This window comes from Variovorax sp. M-6, from assembly GCF_052114385.1.
Taxonomy (GTDB): domain Bacteria; phylum Pseudomonadota; class Gammaproteobacteria; order Burkholderiales; family Burkholderiaceae_C; genus Variovorax.
On the sequence record NZ_JBFREQ010000009.1, the window covers coordinates 1 to 22,032 of the forward strand.

Below are 22,032 nucleotides of genomic sequence, written 5' to 3' on the forward strand. Positions count from 1 at the left end.
GGCCCCGGTGGTGGCGGTGGCCCCGGCGGTGGCGGCGGCCCCGGTGGTGGCGGTGGCCCCGGCGGTGGCGGTGGCCCCGGCGGTGGCGGTGGCCCCGGTGGAGGCGGTGGCCCCGGYGGWGGCGGTGGCCCCGGCGGTGGCGGCGGCCCCGGGGGGGGGCCCGGCCGGTGAGGCCGTGTGAACTGTGTTCCTCGGCGGAAGGAACAATGGATGACGGACCGTGGGATGGGCGTGCAGCGCACCGACAACGCTCTTGGCGTCCTACACCCCTGCGACGTGCGCGCCATCAGGCTTGAGAGTTCGGCCATGCGCTGCCCGCGATTCGTCGGCAAGTGGCGCGCGATCTGGCTACCGATGTGAATGATTGTTTGAAACAAATTGCCGGCGAGAACTTCACTGCGAAGGATTTCCGCACTTGGCACGGGACCGTGCAGGCGCTCGAGTTGACCCGGCTCGCCTGCGCGACCGATCAACATGGGCTGCCCTCGGCTTCCCGGACACATCGGATGACGTGATGTGCTCAGCAAGCAGCCATGCCAAGAACAGGATGGACATTGCGGACGCGTTCAAACGTGCGGCGTTGGAGCTGGTCAACTGAGGCCCGCGCGCCCAATGGGCATGCTCGACAAGCGTCCGTGGCTTGACGCAGCTCGGTCCGGGCCTGCGGTGGCGATCTCCTTCTCAACGCTCAAGATCGTCAGCTTCATCCCCTGTAGGTCGATGATCGGCTCGAGGAGAGAAATTCTCCTACGCACCTCGTCACCTCAGCGGCGCTACCAATCGCTCCTGCTTGCGGCCGCAAGATTCTCGCCAAGGAGCCCATCATGCACAACTTGCACTCCTGTTCAGTGATCGCGAGGGCAGCGGGCGTCAAAGACCACGGGCCCTCGGTGGGCATGCGGCCCCAATGACATGGCAGGTGCGGACAAATGAAGGCATCGCCAGGAGCGCGCAGTTGGATGGCGGCGGGCGTGCGCCACGAGCTGCTCATGCGCGCGTTGCCCGCCTTGCGACACGAGATGGCTGCCCCCGTGGCCGCAATTCGCATGGCCGTCCTGTTGATGAAGCATCAGCTGGCAAGCGAGGCCGCGATCGAGCCTGCGGAACTGGCAGAACGGGCGGCGCGCATCGAGGACCAGATCGCGGCGCTGGCGCCCGGCAAGCATTTCCTGCGCGCCTGGGAACTCTCGAGCGACGGCGATAGCATCACGCGCAGCGAACTCGTGGCGCAAGGTACTGCGCTCATGCGCGTGGCCTTCGATCTCCGAGGCATCAGCCTCCGTGTCGGTGACGCGATTTCTCCGAGCAAAGAAGGGCCGCGATTCCCGAACAGCGCGGCATTGCTCTATATGTTCCTGGGCGCGCTCGCCTATCTGAACGACAACGCTGAACATATCGATGCGATCTGCATCGAGGCCGAGGGTGCCGAGGCTTTGCGTCTCCATGTCCGCCTCGGCGAAACACCGCTCGCCGATCCGCCGGACGATACCCATGTCGCTCCGCGTGCGCTTGCCATCGATGCCGTCGCGCTGCAGTTGCTTGCGGATGGGCTGGGCTACGCGACGTCGATCAAGCCCGATTCAGTGCAATTCGCGCTGAGGCCTGTGCTGCATCCCGCCGAGTCTCGAGCGGCGCAGGCGCTGCCTGAAGGGTGATGGCGCAGTCGGGCGCGTCGCCCAGCCGGTCGATCTCGGGGATTGGATCCGGCGCAATCGGTGTCCGGTATGCGCGCGCAGGCCGAGCTCGCATGGCGCGTTGACAGCGTGCGCCCGGGACCCTGTCCGACATCAGGACGGGCGCTTTGGCGCTTTGGCATCGCCGACGGGAGGACTACACAAACCTTTGGCCCAGGGCCTCGCCCGAAGGCCCTGCCCAGTGACTTCCGCGATGCCCGTGACGCCACCGACCTCTCTCCCCACCTTTGGCGAAACCGACGCCTACCTGTTCGGCGAGGGGACGCACGCGCGTCTCTACGAAAGGCTGGGCGGGCATGTGGCGGCGGACGGCGGCGGGGCCCGGTTCGCGGTCTGGGCGCCGAACGCGCGCTCGGTGTCCGTGATCGGCGACTGGAACGGCTGGGATCCGCGAGCCGACCTGATGCTGCAGCATCGCGACGGGACCGGCGTGTGGCAAGCCGACTGCGAGCATGCCCGACGCGGCAACGCGTACAAATACCGCATTGTTTCCGCACGCGGTCGCGTTCTGGAGAAGGCCGACCCGGTCGCCTTGCTGGCCGAGCCACCACCAGCCACGGCGTCGCGGCTCTGGTCGCTGGAATACGGCTGGGGCGACGACAACTGGATGCGCACCCGCGCCGAGCGAAACAGCCTGGCTGCGCCGATGTCGATCTACGAGATCCACCTTGGGTCCTGGCGGCGCAGCGACGGCCAGTTTCCGAACTATCGCGAGCTGGCGCATTCACTGGCCGACTACGTGGTGTCGCTGGGCTTCACCCACGTCGAACTGATGCCGGTGACGGAGCATCCGTTCTACGGCTCCTGGGGCTACCAGACCACGGGCTATTTCGCGCCGACGGCGCGCTACGGCGAGCCGCAGGACTTCATGTACTTCGTCGATCACCTGCACCAGCGCGGCATCGGCGTGGTGCTGGACTGGGTACCGTCGCACTTCCCGACGGATGCGCATGGCCTGGCGGACTTTGACGGAACGCACCTCTACGAGCATGCCGACCCGCGCCAGGGATTCCATCCTGAATGGAACTCGGCCATCTTCAACTACGGCCGCCACGAGGTCCGCAGCTTCCTGATCTCGTCGGGTCTGTTCTGGCTCGATCGCTACCACGTCGACGGCCTGCGCGTGGATGCGGTCGCCTCGATGCTGTACCTCGACTACGCGAGACGCGGTGGGGAATGGGTTCCGAACCAGCGTGGCGGCCGCGAGAACCTCGAGGCCATCTCGTTTCTTCATGAGCTCAACCGGGCGGTCTACCGCGAGCACCCCGACACCTTCACGGTGGCCGAGGAATCGACCGCCTGGCCGCAGGTCTCGCGGCCGATCGAGATGGGCGGCCTGGGCTTCGGCTTGAAATGGAACATGGGCTGGATGCACGACACCCTGGCCTACATGAAGGAAGACCCGGTGCACCGGAGATTCCACCATCACCGGCTGACCTTTTCGATGGTCTACGCCTTCAGCGAGAACTTCGTGCTGCCGCTCTCGCACGACGAGGTGGTGTATGGCAAGGGTTCGTTGATCGGCAAGATGCCGGGCGATGCCTGGCAGCAATTCGCCAACCTGCGCTCTCTGTTCGCCTACATGTGGGCGCATCCGGGCAAGAAGCTTCTCTTCATGGGCGGCGAGTTCGCGCAGTACCGCGAGTGGACGCACGAAGGCCAACTCGAGTGGCAGCTGGCCGAGCTGCCCGAGCACCGCGGCATGCAGCACCTGGTGGGCGAACTCAACCGGGTGCTGCGCGCGGAGCCCGCTCTGCACGAACTGGACTTCTCCGCCGAGGGCTTCGAATGGATCGAGCCCAACGACCACGTGCAAAGCGTGATTGCCTTCCTGCGCCGGGCCCGCAACGGCGAGGCGGTGCTGGTGGTCAGCAACCTGACGCCGGTGCCGCGGCAGAACTGCTGCCTGGGCGTTCCCACCGGCGGAACCTGGCGCGAGATCCTCAACAGCGACGCGCGACCCTTCGGCGGTGCCGGCTGGGGGAACCTGGGGGAAGTCGAGGCCGCGCCGATGCGTTCGCACGGCCACTCGCACTCGCTGTGCCTGACCCTGCCGCCGCTGTCCACGCTCTACCTGAAGGCGGCTGCCGATGTCTAGGAGCCTCCTGCTGCAGCCGACCGCGGCTGCGCCTCGCCCGCCCGCCGCCATCGACGCTCCGGACGGCCGCAGCCGCGCCGTCATCGATGCGGTGCGGCCCATGGTCGACGGCGGCCGCTTCGCGGTCAAGCACGTCGCGGGAGAGAGCCTGCGCGTGACCGCCCACGTATTCACCGACGGCCACGACGCGCCCCGCGTGATGCTGCAGTGGTGGAAGGACGGCGATGCGGGTCGCCACGAGTTGCCGATGAAGCTGCGTTACAACGACGAGTGGCTGGCGGACTTCGTTCCGCCGATCCTCGGGCGCTACCACTACACGGTGGTGGCCTGGGTCGATGCATTCGAATCGTGGCGCCATGAACTGGTGCGCCGCGTCGACGGCGAGGACATCCGGCTCGCCGCACGGGTCGGCGCGCTGGAGATCGCCGCCGCGGCCCGCCGCGCCGACCGCGCCAGCGGCGCCGACCGTGACGCGCTGATGGCCTGGGCCCTCGCGCTCGAGCAGGGGGCCGCCGATCCGGCGACCGAGGCGGCAGCGCTGAAGGCCTTGGCGCTCGATGAAAACCTGGCAGCCACCGCCGGCCGTCATCCCACCCGAGAACTCGAGACCCGCTTCGCGGTCGAGCTGCCGCTGATCGCCGAACGCGAGCGAGCCCGCTTCAGCAGCTGGTACGAACTGTTCCCACGCTCGGCGGGCAACGAACCCGGCGGGCACGGCACCTTCCGCGATCTCGAGGCACGGCTGCCATTGGTCGCCTCGATGGGTTTCGACGTTCTGTACCTGCCGCCGATCCACCCGATCGGTCGCGAGCAGCGCAAGGGTCGCAACAACGCACTCGTCCCCGAGCCCGGCGACGTCGGCAGCCCATGGGCCATCGGCGCCGCCGAGGGTGGTCACAAGAGCATCCTGCCCGAGCTCGGCACCCCTGAGGACTTTCGCCGCCTGGTGGCTGCCGCGCGCGCCCTGGGGCTCGACATCGCGATGGACATCGCCTTCCAGTGCGCGCCCGACCATCCGTATGTCAAGGCGCATCCGAACTGGTTCCGCTGGCGTCCCGACGGCAGCGTGCAGTACGCCGAGAACCCGCCGAAGAAGTACCAGGACATCTATCCCTTCAACTTCGAGAGCGAGGACTGGCAGGGGCTGTGGGCCGAGCTCAAGAGCGTGCTCGACCACTGGATCGCCGAAGGCGTGACGATCTTTCGCGTCGACAACCCGCACACCAAGTCGTTCGCCTTCTGGGAGTGGGCGATCGCGGAATGCAAGCGGGCGCACCCTGAGCTGATCTTCCTGGCCGAGGCCTTCACGCGGCCCAAGGTGATGCATCGCCTGGCCAAGCTGGGCTTCAGCCAGTCCTACACCTATTTCACCTGGCGCAATACCAAGGAAGAGCTCACCGGGTACTTCACCGAGCTCTCGCAAGGGCCGGGCATTGACTACTTTCGCCCCAATGTCTGGCCCAACACGCCTGACATCCTGCACGCGGCGCTGCAGACCGGCGAGGAACCCGTGTTCAGGTCGCGACTGGTGCTGGCTGCGACCCTGGCCGCCAGCTACGGCATCTACGGCCCGCCCTTCGAGCTGGTGGAGCATCTGCCGCGCGGACCGGCCAGCGAGGAATACCTGGACTCCGAGAAGTATCAATTGCGTCACTGGGACTGGGGCGCCGACAGCGGCCTGCGCCCCTTCATCGCGCGCATCAATCGCATCCGCCGCGACAACCCGGCGCTGCAGTGGGACCGCAGCCTGCGCTTCCTCGAGATCGACAACGACCAGCTGATCGCCTACATGAAGACCTCGGCGGACGGCAGCAACGTGGTCGTCACGGTGGTCAACCTCGATCCGCGCAATGCCCAGTCCGGCTTCCTGTCGCTCGATCCTTCGGAAATCGACGTCCCGCGCGACCAGCCCTTCCAGATGCACGACCTGCTGACCGACCAGCGTTTCACCTGGCGCGACGGACGTCACTACATCCTCCTCGAACCGCATCGCATGCCGGCCCATGTGCTGGCGGTGCGCCGCCGGTTGCGCGACGAGCGCGATTTCGACTACTACATCTAGGGAGCCCGCCAATGAACGCTCCCTTGCCCAAGCTGGCGCTCGAGACCACCGAAATCGACACGTCGGGCGACCCGACCTGGTACCGCGACGCCGTGATCTACCAGTGCAACGTGAAGGCCTTCGTCGACTCCAACGGCGACGGGGTCGGTGACTTCAAGGGCCTGGCCAGCAAGCTCGACTACGTGCGGGACCTGGGCGTCAACACGATCTGGCTGATGCCCTTCTATCCCTCGCCGATGCGCGACGATGGCTACGACATCGCAGCCTACGAGGACGTTCACCCACAGTACGGCACGCTCCAGGACTTCCGCGACATGCTGGAGGAGGCCCACCGACGCGAGCTGCGCGTGATCATCGAGCTGGTCATCAACCACACCTCCGATGCGCACCCGTGGTTCCAGGCCGCGCGCATGGCGCCGCCGGGCTCGCCAGAGCGCGACTTCTACGTCTGGAGCGACAGCGACCAGCGCTACCAGGGCACGCGCATCATCTTCACCGACACCGAGAAGTCGAACTGGACCTGGGACTCGGTCGCCAAGTCGTACTTCTGGCACCGCTTCTTCAGCCACCAACCGGACCTGAACTTCGACAATCCGCAGGTGCTGGAGGCGGTGTTCCGCACCATGCGCTTCTGGCTCGACATGGGCGTCGACGGCTTCCGGCTCGACGCCATTCCCTACCTGATCGAACGCGACGGCACCTCGAACGAGAACTTGCCGGAGACCCATGTGGTCATCAAGCAATTGCGCGCTGCGATCGACGCCAACTACAAGAATCGCTTCCTGCTGGCCGAGGCCAACATGTGGCCCGAGGACGTGCGGGAGTATTTCGGCGACGGCGACGAGTGCCATATGGCCTATCACTTTCCATTGATGCCGCGCATGTACATGGCGATCGCGCAGGAGGACCGGGATCCGATCGTCGAGATCCTGCAGCAGACACCCGAGATCCCGGACGGCTGCCAGTGGGCGATCTTCCTGCGCAACCACGACGAGCTGACGCTCGAGATGGTGACCAACCGCGAGCGCGACTACATGTACACGACCTACGCGGCCGACATGCAGGCGCGCATCAACCTCGGCATCCGGCGCCGCCTGGCGCCGCTGATGGACAACGACAAGGATCGCATCAAGCTCATGAACAGCATGCTCCTGTCGATGCCGGGCTCGCCGATCATCTACTACGGCGACGAGATCGGGATGGGCGACAACGTCTTCGTCGGCGACCGCAACGGCGTGCGTACGCCGATGCAGTGGAGCCCCGACCGCAACGCCGGCTTCTCGCGCGCCGACCCGCAGCGGCTCTACCTGCAGCCGATCATGGACGCCATGTACGGCTACGAGGCGGTCAACGTCGAGGCCCAGCAGCGCGACAAGAGCTCGCTCTTGCACTGGACCCGGCGCATGCTGGCGGTGCGCAAGACCAGCCGCGCCTTCGGCCGCGGCCGCCGCACCTTCCTGAAGCCCGGAAATCGCAAGATCCTGGCCTACCTGAGCGAGCACGGCGAGGACGTGATCCTGTCGGTGTTCAACCTCTCGCGCGCGGCGCAGCCGGTGGAACTCGACCTGTCGGCCTTCAAGGGCCGGGTGCCCGTCGAGATGCTCGGGCGCACCTCGTTCCCGCCGATCGGCGAGCTGCCCTACCTGCTCACCCTCGCCTCCTACGGCTTCTACTGGTTCAAGCTCGCGGACGAGGCGCCGATGCCCAGCTGGCACCAGGAGGGCGTGGCGCTGCTGGATCGACCGGTGATCGTGCTCTTCGACGGCTGGACCAGCCTGCTGAAGGACCGCGTGATGCCCTGGCGCATCGGCTTCGCCGACCGCCTGATCAAGCAGTTCGAGACCGACACGCTGCCGCCGCACATCGAGGCCCAGCGGTGGTATGCGTCCAAGGGATCGCGCGTCACGCGCGCACGGCTGGCCGACCAGGCGATCTGGGAAGCCGGTGGCCACACCTGGATGTTGCCGTTGCTGGAGCTCGAGGGCCTGCCGGAGAAGGCCACCTACTCCATGCCGCTGGCGCTGGCCTGGGAGGACCGCGACGAGGAACGCATGAAATGCCTGCAGCCCGCCGCGATCGCCAAGGTGCGCCAGAAGGCCAATGTCGGCGTGATGGGCGACGCCTTCTTCGACGAAGCCTTCTGCCGCGCCGTGGTGCGGGCGATCATCACCGACTCGAAACTGCCCACGGCGCACGGCCGGATGCACTTCCATCCGACCTCGCTCGGTCGAGAGCTGGCGCTGGACGCGATCGACGCGCTGGCGGTCAGCCGGCCAAAGGCAATGAGCAGCAACACCGTCGTGACGCTCGGCGAGACGCTGTTCCTCAAGGGCTACCGGCACGTGCGCCCCGGCGTCAATCCCGAGCTCGAGATGGGCCGTTTCCTGACCGAGGACGCCGGCTTTCTGCATGGCGTTCCGGTGGCCGGCGCCGTCGAATACCTCGGCGACAACGGCACGGTGTTCACGCTCGCGCTCTTGCAGGCCTATGTACCGAACCAGGGCGATGGCTGGGATCACACGCTGGCCTACCTCGAGCGCGTGCTCGGCGAGCTGCGCGACGCCGACGCCGGGCGGCCGCCAAACCCGCACGGGGCCTTCCTCGCCTTGATCGAGATCCTCGGTCGGCGCACGGCCGAACTGCACAACGCGCTGGGACAGCGCACGGGCAACCCGTCCTTCGACCCCGAACCGATGACCGAAACCGACCTGCGCAGCGTTCGCGATGCGGTGCGCGCCGAGGCCCAGGCCACGCTGGGCGGGCTGCGGGAACACCAGGCCGGCCTCATTCCTGCGGCAACGGAGGATGCGCAGCGGCTGCTGTCGCAAGGCGGCGCGATCGACGCCTTCTTCGATGCCCTGCGCATCGAGCCCCGAGGGGGGCGGCGCACGCGCTTCCACGGCGACTATCACCTGGGCCAGGTCCTGCTGGCGCGCAACGACTTCGTGATCATCGACTTCGAAGGCGAACCGGCGCGCTCGATCGAGGAACGCCGCACCAAGCAGTCGCCGCTGCGCGATGTCGCGGGCATGCTGCGCTCCTTCAATTACGCGCGGTGGAGCGCGTTGCGGCGGGCGGCGCAGAACGCCGACGAACTGGCGCGGCTCGACGTCGAGGCCCGGGCCTGGGAGCTCGAGACCCGCGAGGCTTTCCTGGCCGGCTACGGCGCGGCACTGGCGCCCGAAGCCGGCCCGGTCGATCCGCAGCTGCTGCGGCTGTTCGAGCTCGAGAAGGCCTTCTACGAACTCCGCTACGAGCTCAGCAACCGCATCGACTGGGTGCCGGTGCCGCTGCAGGGCATCCTGGCGCTGCTCGACCGCGATGCGGCGCGCTGATCCGAAGGCGCGGCGCCTCCCCCTGCATTTCTCCGGAGAGTCTCATGGACACCTTGACCTTCTACCTCGAGCCCATGCGCGCCTTCCTGTTCCAGATCGGCGCCTACGTGCCGCGGCTGGTGTTCGCGACGCTGGTGGTCCTCGCCGGCTGGTTGATCGCCAAGGTGGCGCGCTTCGCGGTGATCCGCGGCCTGCACGCGATCAACTTCCATGTGCTGAGCGAGCGCGCCGGCATCGACAACTTCCTGCGCCAGGGGGGAATGGTGTCGGACTCGACCGTGATTTTCGGCGCGCTGGCCTACTGGATGGTGATCCTGGCCTCGCTGGTCGTGGCTTTCAACGGCCTCGGCCTGAGCCACGTGACCGATCTGCTCGGCCGGATCATGTGGTTCGTGCCGAATGTCTTCGTCGCGCTGCTCGTGCTGGCCTTCGGCGCCTACTTCGCCAATTTCGTCAGCGAGGCCGTACGAACCTACGGCCGCAACGCCGGCATCCAGGATGCCCTGCTGCTGAGCAAGATCGCGCAATACGCGATTCTGCTGTTCGTCGTGCTGATCGCCCTCGACCAGGTCAAGATCGGCGGCGACATCGTGCGCCAGAGTTTCCTGATCGTCCTCGGTGGCGTGGTCCTCGCGCTGGCGCTGGCCTTCGGGCTCGCGGGCAAGGACTGGGCGGCCGACCGGATACAGGAATGGTGGCCCAGGAACGGTTCGACGGTGCGTCCGACGGCGCATGATCCACTTCCGCGCGACAGCGTGCGAAACGCCAACCCGCCTGCGACCGTATGGCCTTCGCGCTCCCACCAGGACGATCGACCGCACCCATGACGAAGCGCCCCTACACGCCGCTGTCCGCCGTCTGGCCCGGAAAGCCCTACCCGCTCGGTGCCACCTGGGATGGCCAGGGCGTGAACTTCGCGATCTTCTCGAAGCACGCCGAACGCGCCGAACTCTGTATCTTCGACGACAAGGGGCGGCACGAGCGCCAGCGCATCCTGCTGCGCGAGCGCACCAACGATGTCTGGCACTGCTACCTGCCGGAGGCGCGGCCTGGGCTGGCCTATGGCTTGCGCATCCACGGCCGCTACAAGCCCGAGGAAGGCCACCGCTTCAACCCGAACAAGCTGCTGCTCGACCCCTATGCCAAGGATCTGGTGGGCGAGTTGCGCTGGAGCGACGCCTTGTACGGCTACGCGGTCGGCAGCAAACGCCAGGATCTCTCCTTCGACCGCCGCGACAGCGCCGCCTTCATGCCGAAGGGCCGGGTGCTCGAGACCGCCTTCACCTGGGGCGAGGACCACCGGCCGGAGGTGCCCTGGCAGGACATGGTGATCTACGAACTGCACGTGCGCGGCTTCACGATGCGGCACCCGGGCATCCCCGAGAACCTGCGCGGCACCTACGCCGCGCTCGGCTGTTCGCCGGCGATCGACTACCTGCAGCGCCTGGGCGTGACCACGCTCGAACTGCTGCCGGTGCACGCCTTCCTGAACGACCGCCACCTGGCCGAGCAAGGACTGCAGAACTACTGGGGCTACAACACCCTGGCCTACTTCGCGCCCGAGGTGCGCTACAGCGCCTCGGGCAAGGTGAAGGAATTCAAGACCATGGTCAAGACCCTGCATTCCGCCGGCATCGAGGTGATCCTCGACGTGGTCTACAACCACACCTGCGAGGGCAATCACCTCGGGCCGACGCTGTCGATGCGGGGGGTCGACAACGCCTCCTACTACATCGCCAACGCCGAGCGGCCGCGCTATTACGACGACTTCACAGGCTGCGGCAACACGGTCAACCTCGAGCACCCGCGCGCGCTGCAACTGGTGATGGACTCGCTGCGCCACTGGGCCGAGGAGATGCATGTCGACGGCTTCCGCTTCGATCTGGCCTCGGCGCTGGCGCGCGAAGCCGGCAAGGTCGAGAACCTGGGCGGTTTCTTCGACGCCATCCGCCAGGACCCGACGCTCAATCAGGTCAAGCTGATCGCCGAGCCCTGGGACCTGGGTCACGGCGGCTACCAGGTCGGCAACTTCCCGCCCGGGTGGGCCGAGTGGAACGACCGCTACCGCGACGGCATTCGCGGCTGGTGGAAAGGCGACGCCGGCGTGGTCGGCGATGTCGCCAACCGGCTGGCGGGCTCGCAGGACCTGTACGGCTGGTCCGGCAAGGGGCCGCACGCGAGCATCAATTTCATCACTGCCCACGACGGCTTCACGCTGCACGACCTGGTCTCCTACAACGACAAGCACAACGAGGCCAACGGCGAGGACAACCGCGACGGCAACAGCAGCAACCTGTCGTGGAACTGCGGCGTCGAGGGCCCGACCGACGACCCCGAGATCCACGCCCTGCGCGAGCGCCAGAAGCGCAACTTCCTCGCCACCCTGCTGCTCTCCCAGGGCGTGCCGATGCTGCTGGCGGGCGACGAGCATGGCCATACGCAGAAAGGCAACAACAACGTCTACTGCCAGGACAACGAACTCAGCTGGCTCGACTGGACGCCGCGACCCGAGACCGAGTCGCTGCGCGACTTCGTGGCCCAGCTGATCCGGGTGCGGCGACTGCATCCGTCGTTCCGTCGGCGCAGCTTCTTCCGCGGCCAACCCGCCGGCGACGGCGAGCCCAAGGACGTGGTGTGGCTGCGGCCCGACGGCCAGGAGATGACGCCGCCCGACTGGGGGGGCGAACACGTTCGCTGCCTCGGCATGCTGTTCTCGGGCACCGGCATCACCGATGTCGGGCCGCGCGGCGAGCAGCAGAAGGACGACGACTTCCTGCTGCTGCTCAACGCCTATCACGAGCCCCTGCCCTTCACGATGCCGACCCGCCCCGGCGACCGCTGGACCCGCGTGGTCGACACTGCGCGCGAGAGCGCCCTCTCGCTGCTGCTGGCCGAGACCCGCTACCCGCTGCAGGGCCGATCGCTGGCGCTGCTGCGCCGCAGCCGGCCCGCACCATGAAGCGCACCCACGCGATGCCCTTCGGCGCCGCGGTACTGGACCGCGGCGGCGTGCGCTTCAGGCTCTGGGCGCCGTCGATCGACAACGTGGTGCTCGAGCGCGCACACGGCGACGGCTGGCGGGACCACGCGATGCAGCGCAGCGCCGACGGCTGGCACGAGGCGACGCTGCCCGATGCACGCGCGGGCGACCGCTACCGCTACCGCATGCCCGACGGCCTGCGGGTGCCCGACCCGGCTTCGCGCCGCAATCCGGAGGATGTGCACGGCCCGAGCGAGGTGGTCGACCCGCGGGCCCACGCATGGCGCGACGGGACCTGGACCGGTCTCCCCTGGAACGAAGCGGTGCTCTACGAGCTTCACCTCGGCACCTTCACGCCCGAGGGTAGCCTGGCCGCCGCCCGGGCCCGACTCGCCGAGTTGGCCGAGATCGGCATCACCGCGGTCGAACTGATGCCGATCGCCGACTTTCCGGGACAGCGCAACTGGGGCTACGACGGCGTGCTGCCCTTCGCTCCGGACGGCAGCTACGGCACGCCGACCGACCTCAAGCGCTTCGTCGAGACCGCGCACGACCTCGGCCTGATGGTGCTGCTCGACGTCGTCTACAACCACTTCGGCCCCGAAGGCAACTATCTGCATGTCTATTGCCCGGAGTTCTTCGACGCAGCGCTCCCCACACCCTGGGGGCCCGCCATCAACTACGACGGCGACCAGGCCCGCACCGTGCGCGACTTCTTCGTCCACAACGCGCTCTACTGGATCGAGGAGTACGGGTTCGACGGCCTGCGAATGGACGCGGTGCATGCGATCAGCGACGACTCGATGCCGCCCATCGTCGAGGAGATCTGCACCGCGCTGCAGCAGGGGCCGGGCCGCCACCGGCATGTGCACGTGGTGCTCGAGAACGACCTGAACCAGGCGCACCGGCTCGAGCGCGATGCCGACGGCCTGCCGCGGGTCGCCACCGCCCAATGGAACGACGACCTGCACCATGCGGCGCACGTGTTGCTCACGGGGGAGACCGACGGCTACTACGCCGACTATGCGCAGCGCCCGCTCGAGCAATTCGGGCTCGCCCTGGCGCAGGGTTTCGTCTACAGCGGCCAGCCCTCGGTCTTCCGCGGCGGCGAGCCGCGCGGCGAGCCTTGCGCCCACCTGCCATTAGGCGCCTTCGTCTCCTTCCTCCAGACCCATGACCAGATCGGCAATCGCGCGGTGGGCGAGCGCATCGACGCGCTGGCCGACCCGGTGCTGTTGATGGCCGCGCGCACCTGCGTGCTCCTGTCGCCGCACACCCCGATGCTGTTCATGGGCGAGGAATACGGGGCCTCGACGCCCTTTCAGTACTTCTGCGACTTCGGCCCCGAACTGGCCGCGGCAGTCACCGCCGGCCGGCGCGCCGAGTTCGGACGCTTCGCCGCCTTTGCCGGCGAGACCGCGCGTTCGCGCATTCCCGATCCGAACGACGAGGCCGCTTTCCGGGCGTCGCGGCTCGATGCCGGCGAGCGCGCGGAAGCCGCGCACGCCGAGGCGCTCGCGCAGACGCGCGAAGTGCTGAGGGTGCGGCGCACCGAACTGGCGCCGCGCTTCGGCGTCGGTTGCCGCAACCGCCAGTGGTCTTGTGAGGGCGATGCGCTCCGGCTGGTGTGGCAGCTCGACGCCGGCGACGCGAAAGACACCGCTGCGCCACCCTTGCTGCACCTGGTCGCCAATTTCGGCGCAGTGGAAACCGAGGTGGCCTGGCCGCCCGGGCGCACGATTCATCTGCTCCGGGTCGCAGCGGCGCTCCCGCCCGGCGCCGCGCTGCGGCTGGCGCCGGGCGGCGTCTGCGCCACGCTCGAGGAGCGCGACGATGGATGAACTCGAGGCGCTGCGCCGTCTCTGCGAGCGCCATGGCATCGCGACCGGCTACCGAGACGTCTTCGGCCGCTGGCAAGCGGCGGCGCCCGGGGCGCTGGCCGCGCTCCTGCACGATGCCGGCTACCTGCCGGCCGGCGGTCCGTCGGCCGCCGAGGCGGCCGCGGAGCGCGCGAACTGGTTGCAGGCACTGCCTCCGGTGCAGGTGGTCCCCGCCGGCAGCACGCACTTCACGGTGCTGCTGCGGCTTTCGGCCTCGACCACTCGATTCAAGTGGCGGCTGGCCGACGAGAGCGGCGGCCTCCATGAAGGGGTCGTCGACAGCGCCACCCTGCAGACCGAAGCGCAGGCCGAGATCGACGGCGCAACGCACCGGCGCTTCCGCCTGCCGATTGCGCTGGCCTTGCCCGAGGGCTACCACCGCCTGAGCATCGCCGGCTTGCCGGGCGAGACGCTGCTGGTCTGCGCGCCCTCGCGCTGCCACCGGCCGGCGCTGCTGCAGCGCGGCGGGCGGATCTGGGGCTTCACGCTGCAGTTGCATTCGCTGCGCTCGGAACGCAACTGGGGCTACGGCGACTTCAGCGACCTCGCCCATTTCGCGGTCCAGGCCGCGCGCGAAGGCGCGGACCTGATCGGGCTGAACCCGCTCCATGCGCTGTTCCCGCACAACCCGGGGCACCAGAGCCCCTACAGCCCCTCGTCGCGGGCCCGGCTCAACGTGCTCTACATCGATGTCGAGGCGGTGCCCGATTTCCGGGCCTCGGCCGCAGCACAGGATCGGGTTCGCTCGCCGGCGTTCCAGTCGCGGCTGGCCGCACTTCGCGCCGCGCCTTTGATCGACCATGCCGGCGTCTCGGCGGTCAAGCACGAGCTGCTCGAATTGCTCTACCGGCGCTTCCTCGAGCGTGCACCGGGCGATGCAGAGGCCGACGCGCTGATCCGCTTCAGAGAGCGTGGTGGCGAGGCCTTGCACCAACACGCTCTGTTCGAAGCGCTGCAAGCGCACCTGCATGCGGCGGACCCCGCAATCTGGGGCTGGCCAGCCTGGCCCGAGGCCTTTCGTGATCCGGGCGGCACGGCGGTTGCAGGCTTCGCGGCCGCACACGGCGAGCGCATCGGCTACTACGAGTACCTGCAATGGCAAGCGGAGCGGCAGCTCGGGTCCGCGTGCGCGCGCTGCACCGACCTCGGCATGGCGATCGGGCTCTACCTGGACCTTGCGGTCTCGGTCGACCGAGGCGGCTCCGACGCCTGGCGCCATCGCGAGAGCTTCGCGCTCGACGTGCGCATCGGCGCGCCCCCCGACATTTTCAATACCCAGGGCCAGGACTGGGGCCTTCCGCCGCTGCGCCCGGACCGCCTGCGCGAAGGCCGGTACGCGCCCTTCATCGAGGCTCTGCGCGCCAGCATGCGCGGCGCGGGTGCGATCCGCATCGACCACGTGATGATGCTGATGCGCCTGTTCTGGATTCCGGCCGGCGGCACGCCGCGCGACGGCAGCTACGTCGGCTATCCGGTCGACGAGCTGTTCGCGATCATGGCGCTGGAGAGCCAACGCCACCGCTGCCTGGTGATCGGCGAGGACCTCGGTACCGTGCCCGATGCGATGCGCGACGCGATGCGCAGGTACGGCGTGCAGTCGTACCGGTTGCTGTACTTCGAGCGCGACCCCGATGGTTCCTTCCGCGCACCGGCGGCCTATCCGCGCGAGGCAGTGGTGGCGGTAAGCACCCACGACCTGCCCACGCTCGCGGGATGGTGGTCTGCCCACGACGTGCGGGTACGCTTCGAACTCGGCCTGATTCCCGACGCAGCGGCCTGCGAGCAGTTGGTGCAGGAGCGCAAGCAGGACCGTACGCGGCTGCTGGAGATGGTGCGGCAGCGGCAGGCCCTGACGCCGGAGAGCGTGGCGGTGGCCGAGGCCGGAACACTGGACGCCGAAGCGGTGGCGGCCTTGCACGCCTTCCTGGCAGGCGCGCCTTCGAGCGTGATGATGGTCCAGCTCGAAGATGGGCTCGGCGAGCTGGAGCAGCCCAACCTCCCTGGTACCACCTTCCAGCATCCCAACTGGCAACGCAAGTACGACGCCGAACTTCACGAAATCTGGGGCCGCCCACAGATGCAGCGGCTGTGTGCGGCAATGGCGCGCAACCGGCCGCGCGAGCGTCCCGGCGACGCCGCAAGCCAGCCGTTCCGAACACGGGTTCCGCGCGCCACTTACCGGTTGCAACTGCACGGCGGCTTCACCTTCGACGATGCCGCGCGCATCGTGCCCTACCTCGATCGGCTGGGCATCAGCCACGTCTACTGCTCTCCGATCCATCGCGCCCGGCCCGGTAGCATGCATGGCTACGACGTCGTCGCCCACGACGAGATCAACCCCGAGCTGGGCGGCCTGGCCGCATTCGAGCGGTTTGCGACAACGCTCAAGGCGCATCGCATGGGCCAGCTGATCGACCTGGTGCCGAATCACATGGGTGTGCTTGGCAATGACAACCCATGGTGGTCGGATGTTCTCGAGAACGGCATGGCCTCGCGCTACGCCCGGCATTTCGACATCGACTGGACGCCCCTGACGCCGCGCCTGGCGGGCAAGGTGCTGCTGCCGGTGCTCGGCGATCACTACGGTCGGGTGCTGGAGCGCGGCGAGCTGCAGTTGAAGTGGAATGCCGAAGGCGGCGAATTTCACCTCGGCTATTTCGAGCACCGCTTCCCGTTGGCGCCGGAGAGCGTGGCCGTCATTCTCGACCGTGCATGGACCCGTCTGGGACCCGGCGACGCCAGCGCTCCGCTCGCCGGCATCGCCACCGCGCTGCGCCATTTGCCCGGCATGCACCATGGCGGCTCGAAGGCGATCGCCGAACGGGGTCGCGACAAGGAGCTTCTCAAGGTCCAGCTCGCGCGGCTCTGTGGCGCCTGCCCCGCGGTGGCGCAGGAGATCGCCGCGGCGATCGACACGCTCAATGGCAGCGGCCAGCGCGACGCGCTGCACCGGCTGCTGGAGTTGCAGGCCTACCGCCTCGCCCATTGGCGCGTGGCGGCGGACGAGATCAACTACCGGCGCTTCTTCGACGTCAACGAACTGGTGGCGCTGCGCACCGAGCGCCGCTCGGTGTTCGAGGCCACGCATGCGATGGCGCTCGACCTGGCCGCGCGCGGCTGGGTCGATGGCCTGCGTATCGACCATCCCGACGGATTGCAGGACCCGGCGCACTATTTCGAGCGGCTGCAGGACGGCTTCGTGGCGCGCGCCGGTCTGCCGCCGCGCGGGACCGATGCCGACGGCCGCCCGGAACGCCCGCTGTACGTCGTGGCGGAGAAGATCGCGGCGCCGCACGAAGACGTACCGGTCTCGTGGGCGGTGCACGGCACCACCGGCTACCGTTTCGCCAACCTGGCCAACGCGGTGCTGGTGGACGAGCGCGCCGCCGCGCGCCTGCTGCGGATCTGGCGGGGCTTCACCGGACTCGTCACGCCTTTCGAGGAGGTCGTCTATGCGTCGAAGCGCGAGGTGGCGAGCGCCACGCTGGCCGCCGACCTCGAGGTGCTCGCGATCGCGCTGCTGGCGATCGGCAAGGCCCACCGCAGCACCCGCGACCACTCGCTCAACACGCTGCGCGAGGTGCTGGCGACCGTGGCGGCCAGCCTGACGGTCTACCGCACCTACAACGCGGAAGACGTGGCCGATCAGGACCTGCGCTTCGTCGACCAGGCGATCGCCGCAGCGCGAGAGCGCCTCGCGCTGCCCGATCCCTCGGTGTTCGATTTCGTGCGCGAAGCCCTGCTGGGCCGGGCGCCTGGCCACGGCCGCGCAGCCCGGCGCCGGGCGCTTCGCCTGGCCCGTCGCTTCCAGCAGTTCAGCGCGCCGGTGGCCGCCAAGGGCGTCGAGGACACGGCCTTCTATCGCTACTTTCCGCTCAGCTCGGCCAACGAGGTGGGCGGCGAGCCGGACCGGCCCGGCATCTCGGTGGCGGAATTCCACGCGGCCAGCAGCGACCGCCAGAGGCGCTGGCCGCAGACCATGCTTGCGACCTCGACCCACGACAACAAGCGTGCCGAAGACGTGCGGCTGCGCATCGACGTGCTGTCCGAGCTGCCCGGGCTGTGGCGCCTCGCGCTGCGGCGCTGGGCACGCTTCAACGCGCCGCTGCGCGGGTCGGTGTCTGCCAGGCACGAGTACCTGCTCTACCAGACGCTGCTCGGCACGATGCCGGTGCCGGCGCTCGATGCGCCCGAGCAGGAAGCGTATGCGGAGCGCATCGTGCGCTACATGCGCAAGGCTGCCCGGGAGGGCAAGACCGGCACCAGCTGGACCCGCCCCGACCCCGGCTACGAGGCGGCGCTGGAAGGCTTCGTGCGCGGCGTGCTGAGGCCGCGCAAGGGCAACGACTTCCTGACCGAACTGCGCAGCGTCGCAGGCGTGCTGAACCGCTACGGCGCGCTCAACGGCATCAGCCTCACCCTCCTCAAGTACAGCTCACCCGGCGTGCCGGATCTGTACCAGGGCTGCGAGCTGATCGACCTCAGCCTCGTCGATCCGGACAATCGGCGACCCGTGGACTACGACGAGCGCGCGCGGATGCTGGAGGCGCTCGGATCGGCCCCGCAACTCGGAGCGATGGTGCAGGAGCTCGCAGCCGCGCCCTCCGACGGTCGCGCCAAACTGTGGCTGATCTGGCGTCTGCTCGCACTGCGCAAGCGCTGGCCGGCGCTGTTTCGCGATGGAAGCTACGAGCCGCTCAAGGTGCAAGGCGAGCGCGCACAGCACGTCATCGCCTTCATGCGTCGACACGAAGGCAAAGTTCTGGTGATGATCGTGGTGCGGCTGTTCGCGCTGCTCGACCACGCGGTGCACGGGCAATTGATGCCGTTGGGTCCAGCCGTCTGGAGCGACACCCGTGTGATGCTGCCGTCCGGGCTTGGCGCTGCGCCAATGGAGAACCACTTGACAGCTGAGCGCCACCCCCCGTTCGGCGGACAGATCGAGGTCGCAGCGGTCTTGCGCGCCTTTCCCGGCGCCGCGCTGATTCTTGACGCGACGGCGTAGGAGAAAACCCATCACATGGCGCGACCGATGCCGCAAAAGACCCATTTCGGTGTTGGCGCCCGAATAGGCCCAGACGCCTTCAAGCCGGAGTGAGTTCTTGCCAATGCAATTCGACGAGGACACACTGGGAGGCTGAGTCAGCGACCTGAAGGAGAACCTCTCATGGGCACCGAAGCAGCGGAGCAACACAGGCTCGACGAGGCGCACCCGAACCGCGCGGCCTGGAAGAAATGGGGGCCGTACCTCAGCGAGCGGCAATGGGGAACCGTGCGCGAGGACTACAGCGACAACGGCGATGCCTGGAACTACTTCACCCACGACCAGGCCCGCTCGCGCGCCTACCGCTGGGGTGAAGACGGGCTCGGCGGCATCAGCGACGACCATCAGGTGCTGTGCTTCGCGCTGGCGCTGTGGAACGGGCGCGACCCGATCCTGAAGGAGCGCGCATTCGGCCTCGCCAACAGCGAAGGCAATCATGGCGAGGATGTCAAGGAGTACTACTTCTACCTCGACTCGACGCCGACGCACTCGTACATGAAGTACCTGTACAAGTATCCGCAGGCGGCCTACCCGTACGAGGAACTCGTCGCGACCAACCGCGGCCGTGGCAAGCACGAGGCCGAGTACGAGCTGCAGGACACCGGCGTGTTCGACGACAACCGCTATTTCGACGTCTTCGTCGAATACGCGAAGGCCGCACCCGACGACATCCTGGTGCGCATGACCGTCTTCAACCGCGGCCCGGAGACTGCGTCGCTGGACCTGCTGCCGACGCTGTGGTTCCGGAACACCTGGTCGCAGCCGGGCGGCGGCTCGAAGCCGATCCTCGAACGCGTCGGAACCGCCGGACCCGCAACCGTCCGCGCCCGCCATACCGACCCGCTGTTCCTCGAATCGCTGGGCGACTACGAACTCCATTGCGACGCCGACGTGCCGCTGCTCTTCACCGAGAACGAGACCAACAACGCCCGGTTGTTCGGTGGCCACAACGCCTCCGCCTACGTCAAGGACGGCATCCACGAATTCATCGTCCACGGCAACACCGACACGGTCAATCCGCAGCAGCAGGGAACCAAGGTGGCGGCCCACTACCGGCTCGACATCGGCTCCGGGCAGTCGCGGCAGATCCGGCTGCGACTGGCGGCCAGCGCGCCCGGAGCATCGGCGCAGCCCTTCGAGGACTTCGATGCCGTCTTCGCGGCCCGGCTGAAGGAGGCCGACGCGTTCTATGCGGCGGTGACGCCGCCCGCCGTTCGCGACGACCCGGACCGCGCGAGCGTGATGCGCCAGGCGCTGGCCGGCATGTTGTGGACCAAGCAGTACTTCTACTACGACCTCGACCTCTGGCTCGACGAGCATGGCGCGGGCAGCCAGCTGCCGCAGTCGGAGCGCCGGCGGGTGCGCAACACCGAGTGGGCGCACATGTTCAACGACGACATCATCTCGATGCCCGACAAATGGGAGTACCCCTGGTACGCCGCGTGGGACCTGGCCTTCCACATGATCCCGCTAGGCATGGTCGACCCCGACTTCGCCAAGCAGCAGCTCGACCTGATGCTGCGCAACGACTATCTGCATCCGAACGGCCAGCTCCCGGCCTACGAATGGAACTTCGGCGACGTCAATCCACCGGTGCACGCCTGGGCGACGATGCAGCTTTACCTGATCGACAAGGAGCGCCGAGGCGGCATCGGCGACATCGAGTTCCTCAAGTACGCGTTCTCCAAGCTGCTGGTCAACTTCACCTGGTGGGTCAACCGCAAGGACCGCACCGGTGCCAATGTCTTCGAGGGCGGCTTTCTCGGGCTCGACAACATCGGCGTGTTCGACCGATCGTCGCCGCTGCCCACGGGCGGCTACCTGGACCAGGCCGACGGCACGGCGTGGATGGTGTTCTTCAGCCAGCAGATGCTGCGCATTGCGGTCGAATTGGCGTTGCAGGAGCCCTTGTACGAGGAGTTCGTCGAGAAGTTCTTCCAGCACACGCTGTTCATTGCCGGCGCGATGGACCGCGTCGGCGAGCGGCAAGACGAGATGTGGGACGAGGAGGACGGCTTCTTCTACGACGTGCTGCGGCTTCCGGACGGCAGTGCCACGCGGCTGAAGGTACGGTCGATCGTCGGCCTGCTGCCGCTGGCCGCGGTGGCCGTGTTCGAAGAGGACATCCTCGCGAAACTGCCGAAATTCAGCGAGCGGGCGCGGCAGTTCCTGGCGCGCCACCCCGAACTGGCGGCCAACATGCATCTGCCCCAGGAGCCAGGCGTGGCGAACCGCAGGATGCTGGCCATCGTCAACGAGAAGAAGCTGCGTCGCATCCTCGCGCGCATGCTCGACGAGAGCGAATTCTTCAGCCCGCACGGTCTTCGCGCGCTGTCGCGCAGCCACCTGGAGCACCCTTACGTCTTCCAACACGCGGGGCAGGAATATCGCGTGGCGTACGTGCCGGGCGACTCCGACTCGGGCATGTTCGGTGGCAACTCCAACTGGCGCGGGCCGGTCTGGATGCCAATCAATTTCCTGCTCTACACCTCGCTGTTGCGCCTCTACGCGTATTTCGGCGAGGACTTCAAGGTCGAGTGCCCGACCGGCTCGGGGCAGATGAAGACGCTGCTCGAAGTGGCGAAGGAGCTGGGCGAGCGCCTGAGCCGCATCTTCCTGCGCGGCGGCGACGGCGGTCGGCCCGCCTACGGAGCGGATCCGAGGTTCCGCGACGACCCCCATTGGCGCGAGCTGGTGCAGTTCCACGAGTACTTCCACGGCGACACCGGCGCCGGAATCGGCGCCAGCCACCAGACCGGCTGGACCGGCTGCGTGGCGCGCATCATCCAGATCAATGCAGTTCTGACGAAGGAACTTCTGCTCATGCCGGGGGCCGAGGCGGCGGCAGCACGCGCCTTGCACGGCAGGGCCAAGGGCGCCGAACCGAAGACGACACCCACGAATCGCGCGTGAATCCATGCGAGGCGCTCGCCCGGAGG

10 protein-coding genes and 1 pseudogene are annotated in these 22,032 nt (G+C 67.9%); all 11 read left to right on the plus strand.

Annotated elements, in window-relative coordinates:
* Positions 1 to 181: hypothetical protein (locus AB4Z46_RS12270; RefSeq protein ID WP_442283771.1), on the plus strand; the 181-nt coding region annotated here is incomplete at its 5' end.
* 172 nt (positions 182 to 353) lie between these two features.
* A pseudogene (locus tag AB4Z46_RS12275) lies at positions 354 to 461 on the plus strand (DNA topoisomerase IB); the annotation flags it as partial.
* A 468-nt stretch (positions 462 to 929) separates the two neighbouring features.
* On the plus strand, positions 930 to 1,655 hold the full coding sequence (locus AB4Z46_RS12280) for a hypothetical protein (RefSeq protein ID WP_442283772.1): 726 nt from the start codon (positions 930 to 932) through the stop codon (positions 1,653 to 1,655).
* 232 nt (positions 1,656 to 1,887) lie between these two features.
* On the plus strand, positions 1,888 to 3,792 hold the full coding sequence (glgB, locus tag AB4Z46_RS12285; protein ID WP_442283957.1) for a 1,4-alpha-glucan branching protein GlgB: 1,905 nt from the start codon (positions 1,888 to 1,890) through the stop codon (positions 3,790 to 3,792).
* The gene (locus tag AB4Z46_RS12290) at positions 3,785 to 5,854 is read left to right on the plus strand and encodes an alpha-1,4-glucan--maltose-1-phosphate maltosyltransferase (RefSeq protein WP_442283773.1); all 2,070 of its coding nucleotides are present in this window, start codon (positions 3,785 to 3,787) and stop codon (positions 5,852 to 5,854) included. Before glgB ends, AB4Z46_RS12290 begins: the two co-directional genes overlap by 8 nt.
* A gap of 11 nt (positions 5,855 to 5,865) precedes the next feature.
* A complete protein-coding gene (treS, locus tag AB4Z46_RS12295) occupies positions 5,866 to 9,189 on the plus strand; it encodes a maltose alpha-D-glucosyltransferase (protein WP_442283774.1) in 3,324 nt (1,107 codons plus the stop codon).
* A gap of 44 nt (positions 9,190 to 9,233) precedes the next feature.
* Positions 9,234 to 10,016: a mechanosensitive ion channel family protein gene (locus AB4Z46_RS12300; protein ID WP_442283775.1), complete on the plus strand. Its 783-nt coding sequence runs from the start codon at positions 9,234 to 9,236 to the stop codon at positions 10,014 to 10,016.
* Entirely contained in the window at positions 10,013 to 12,148 is a 2,136-nt protein-coding gene (gene glgX / locus AB4Z46_RS12305) for a glycogen debranching protein GlgX (RefSeq protein WP_442283776.1), read from the plus strand. Before AB4Z46_RS12300 ends, glgX begins: the two co-directional genes overlap by 4 nt.
* Entirely contained in the window at positions 12,145 to 14,010 is a 1,866-nt protein-coding gene (gene treZ, locus AB4Z46_RS12310) for a malto-oligosyltrehalose trehalohydrolase (RefSeq protein WP_442283777.1), read from the plus strand. Before glgX ends, treZ begins: the two co-directional genes overlap by 4 nt.
* The gene (locus AB4Z46_RS12315) at positions 14,003 to 19,054 is read left to right on the plus strand and encodes a malto-oligosyltrehalose synthase (RefSeq protein WP_442283778.1); all 5,052 of its coding nucleotides are present in this window, start codon (positions 14,003 to 14,005) and stop codon (positions 19,052 to 19,054) included. The genes treZ and AB4Z46_RS12315 overlap by 8 nt, the downstream gene beginning before the upstream one ends.
* A 162-nt stretch (positions 19,055 to 19,216) precedes the next feature.
* Positions 19,217 to 22,006, plus strand: a complete 2,790-nt coding sequence (locus tag AB4Z46_RS12320) for an MGH1-like glycoside hydrolase domain-containing protein (RefSeq protein WP_442283779.1) — start codon at positions 19,217 to 19,219, stop codon at positions 22,004 to 22,006.
* Positions 22,007 to 22,032: the final 26 nt, after the last annotated feature.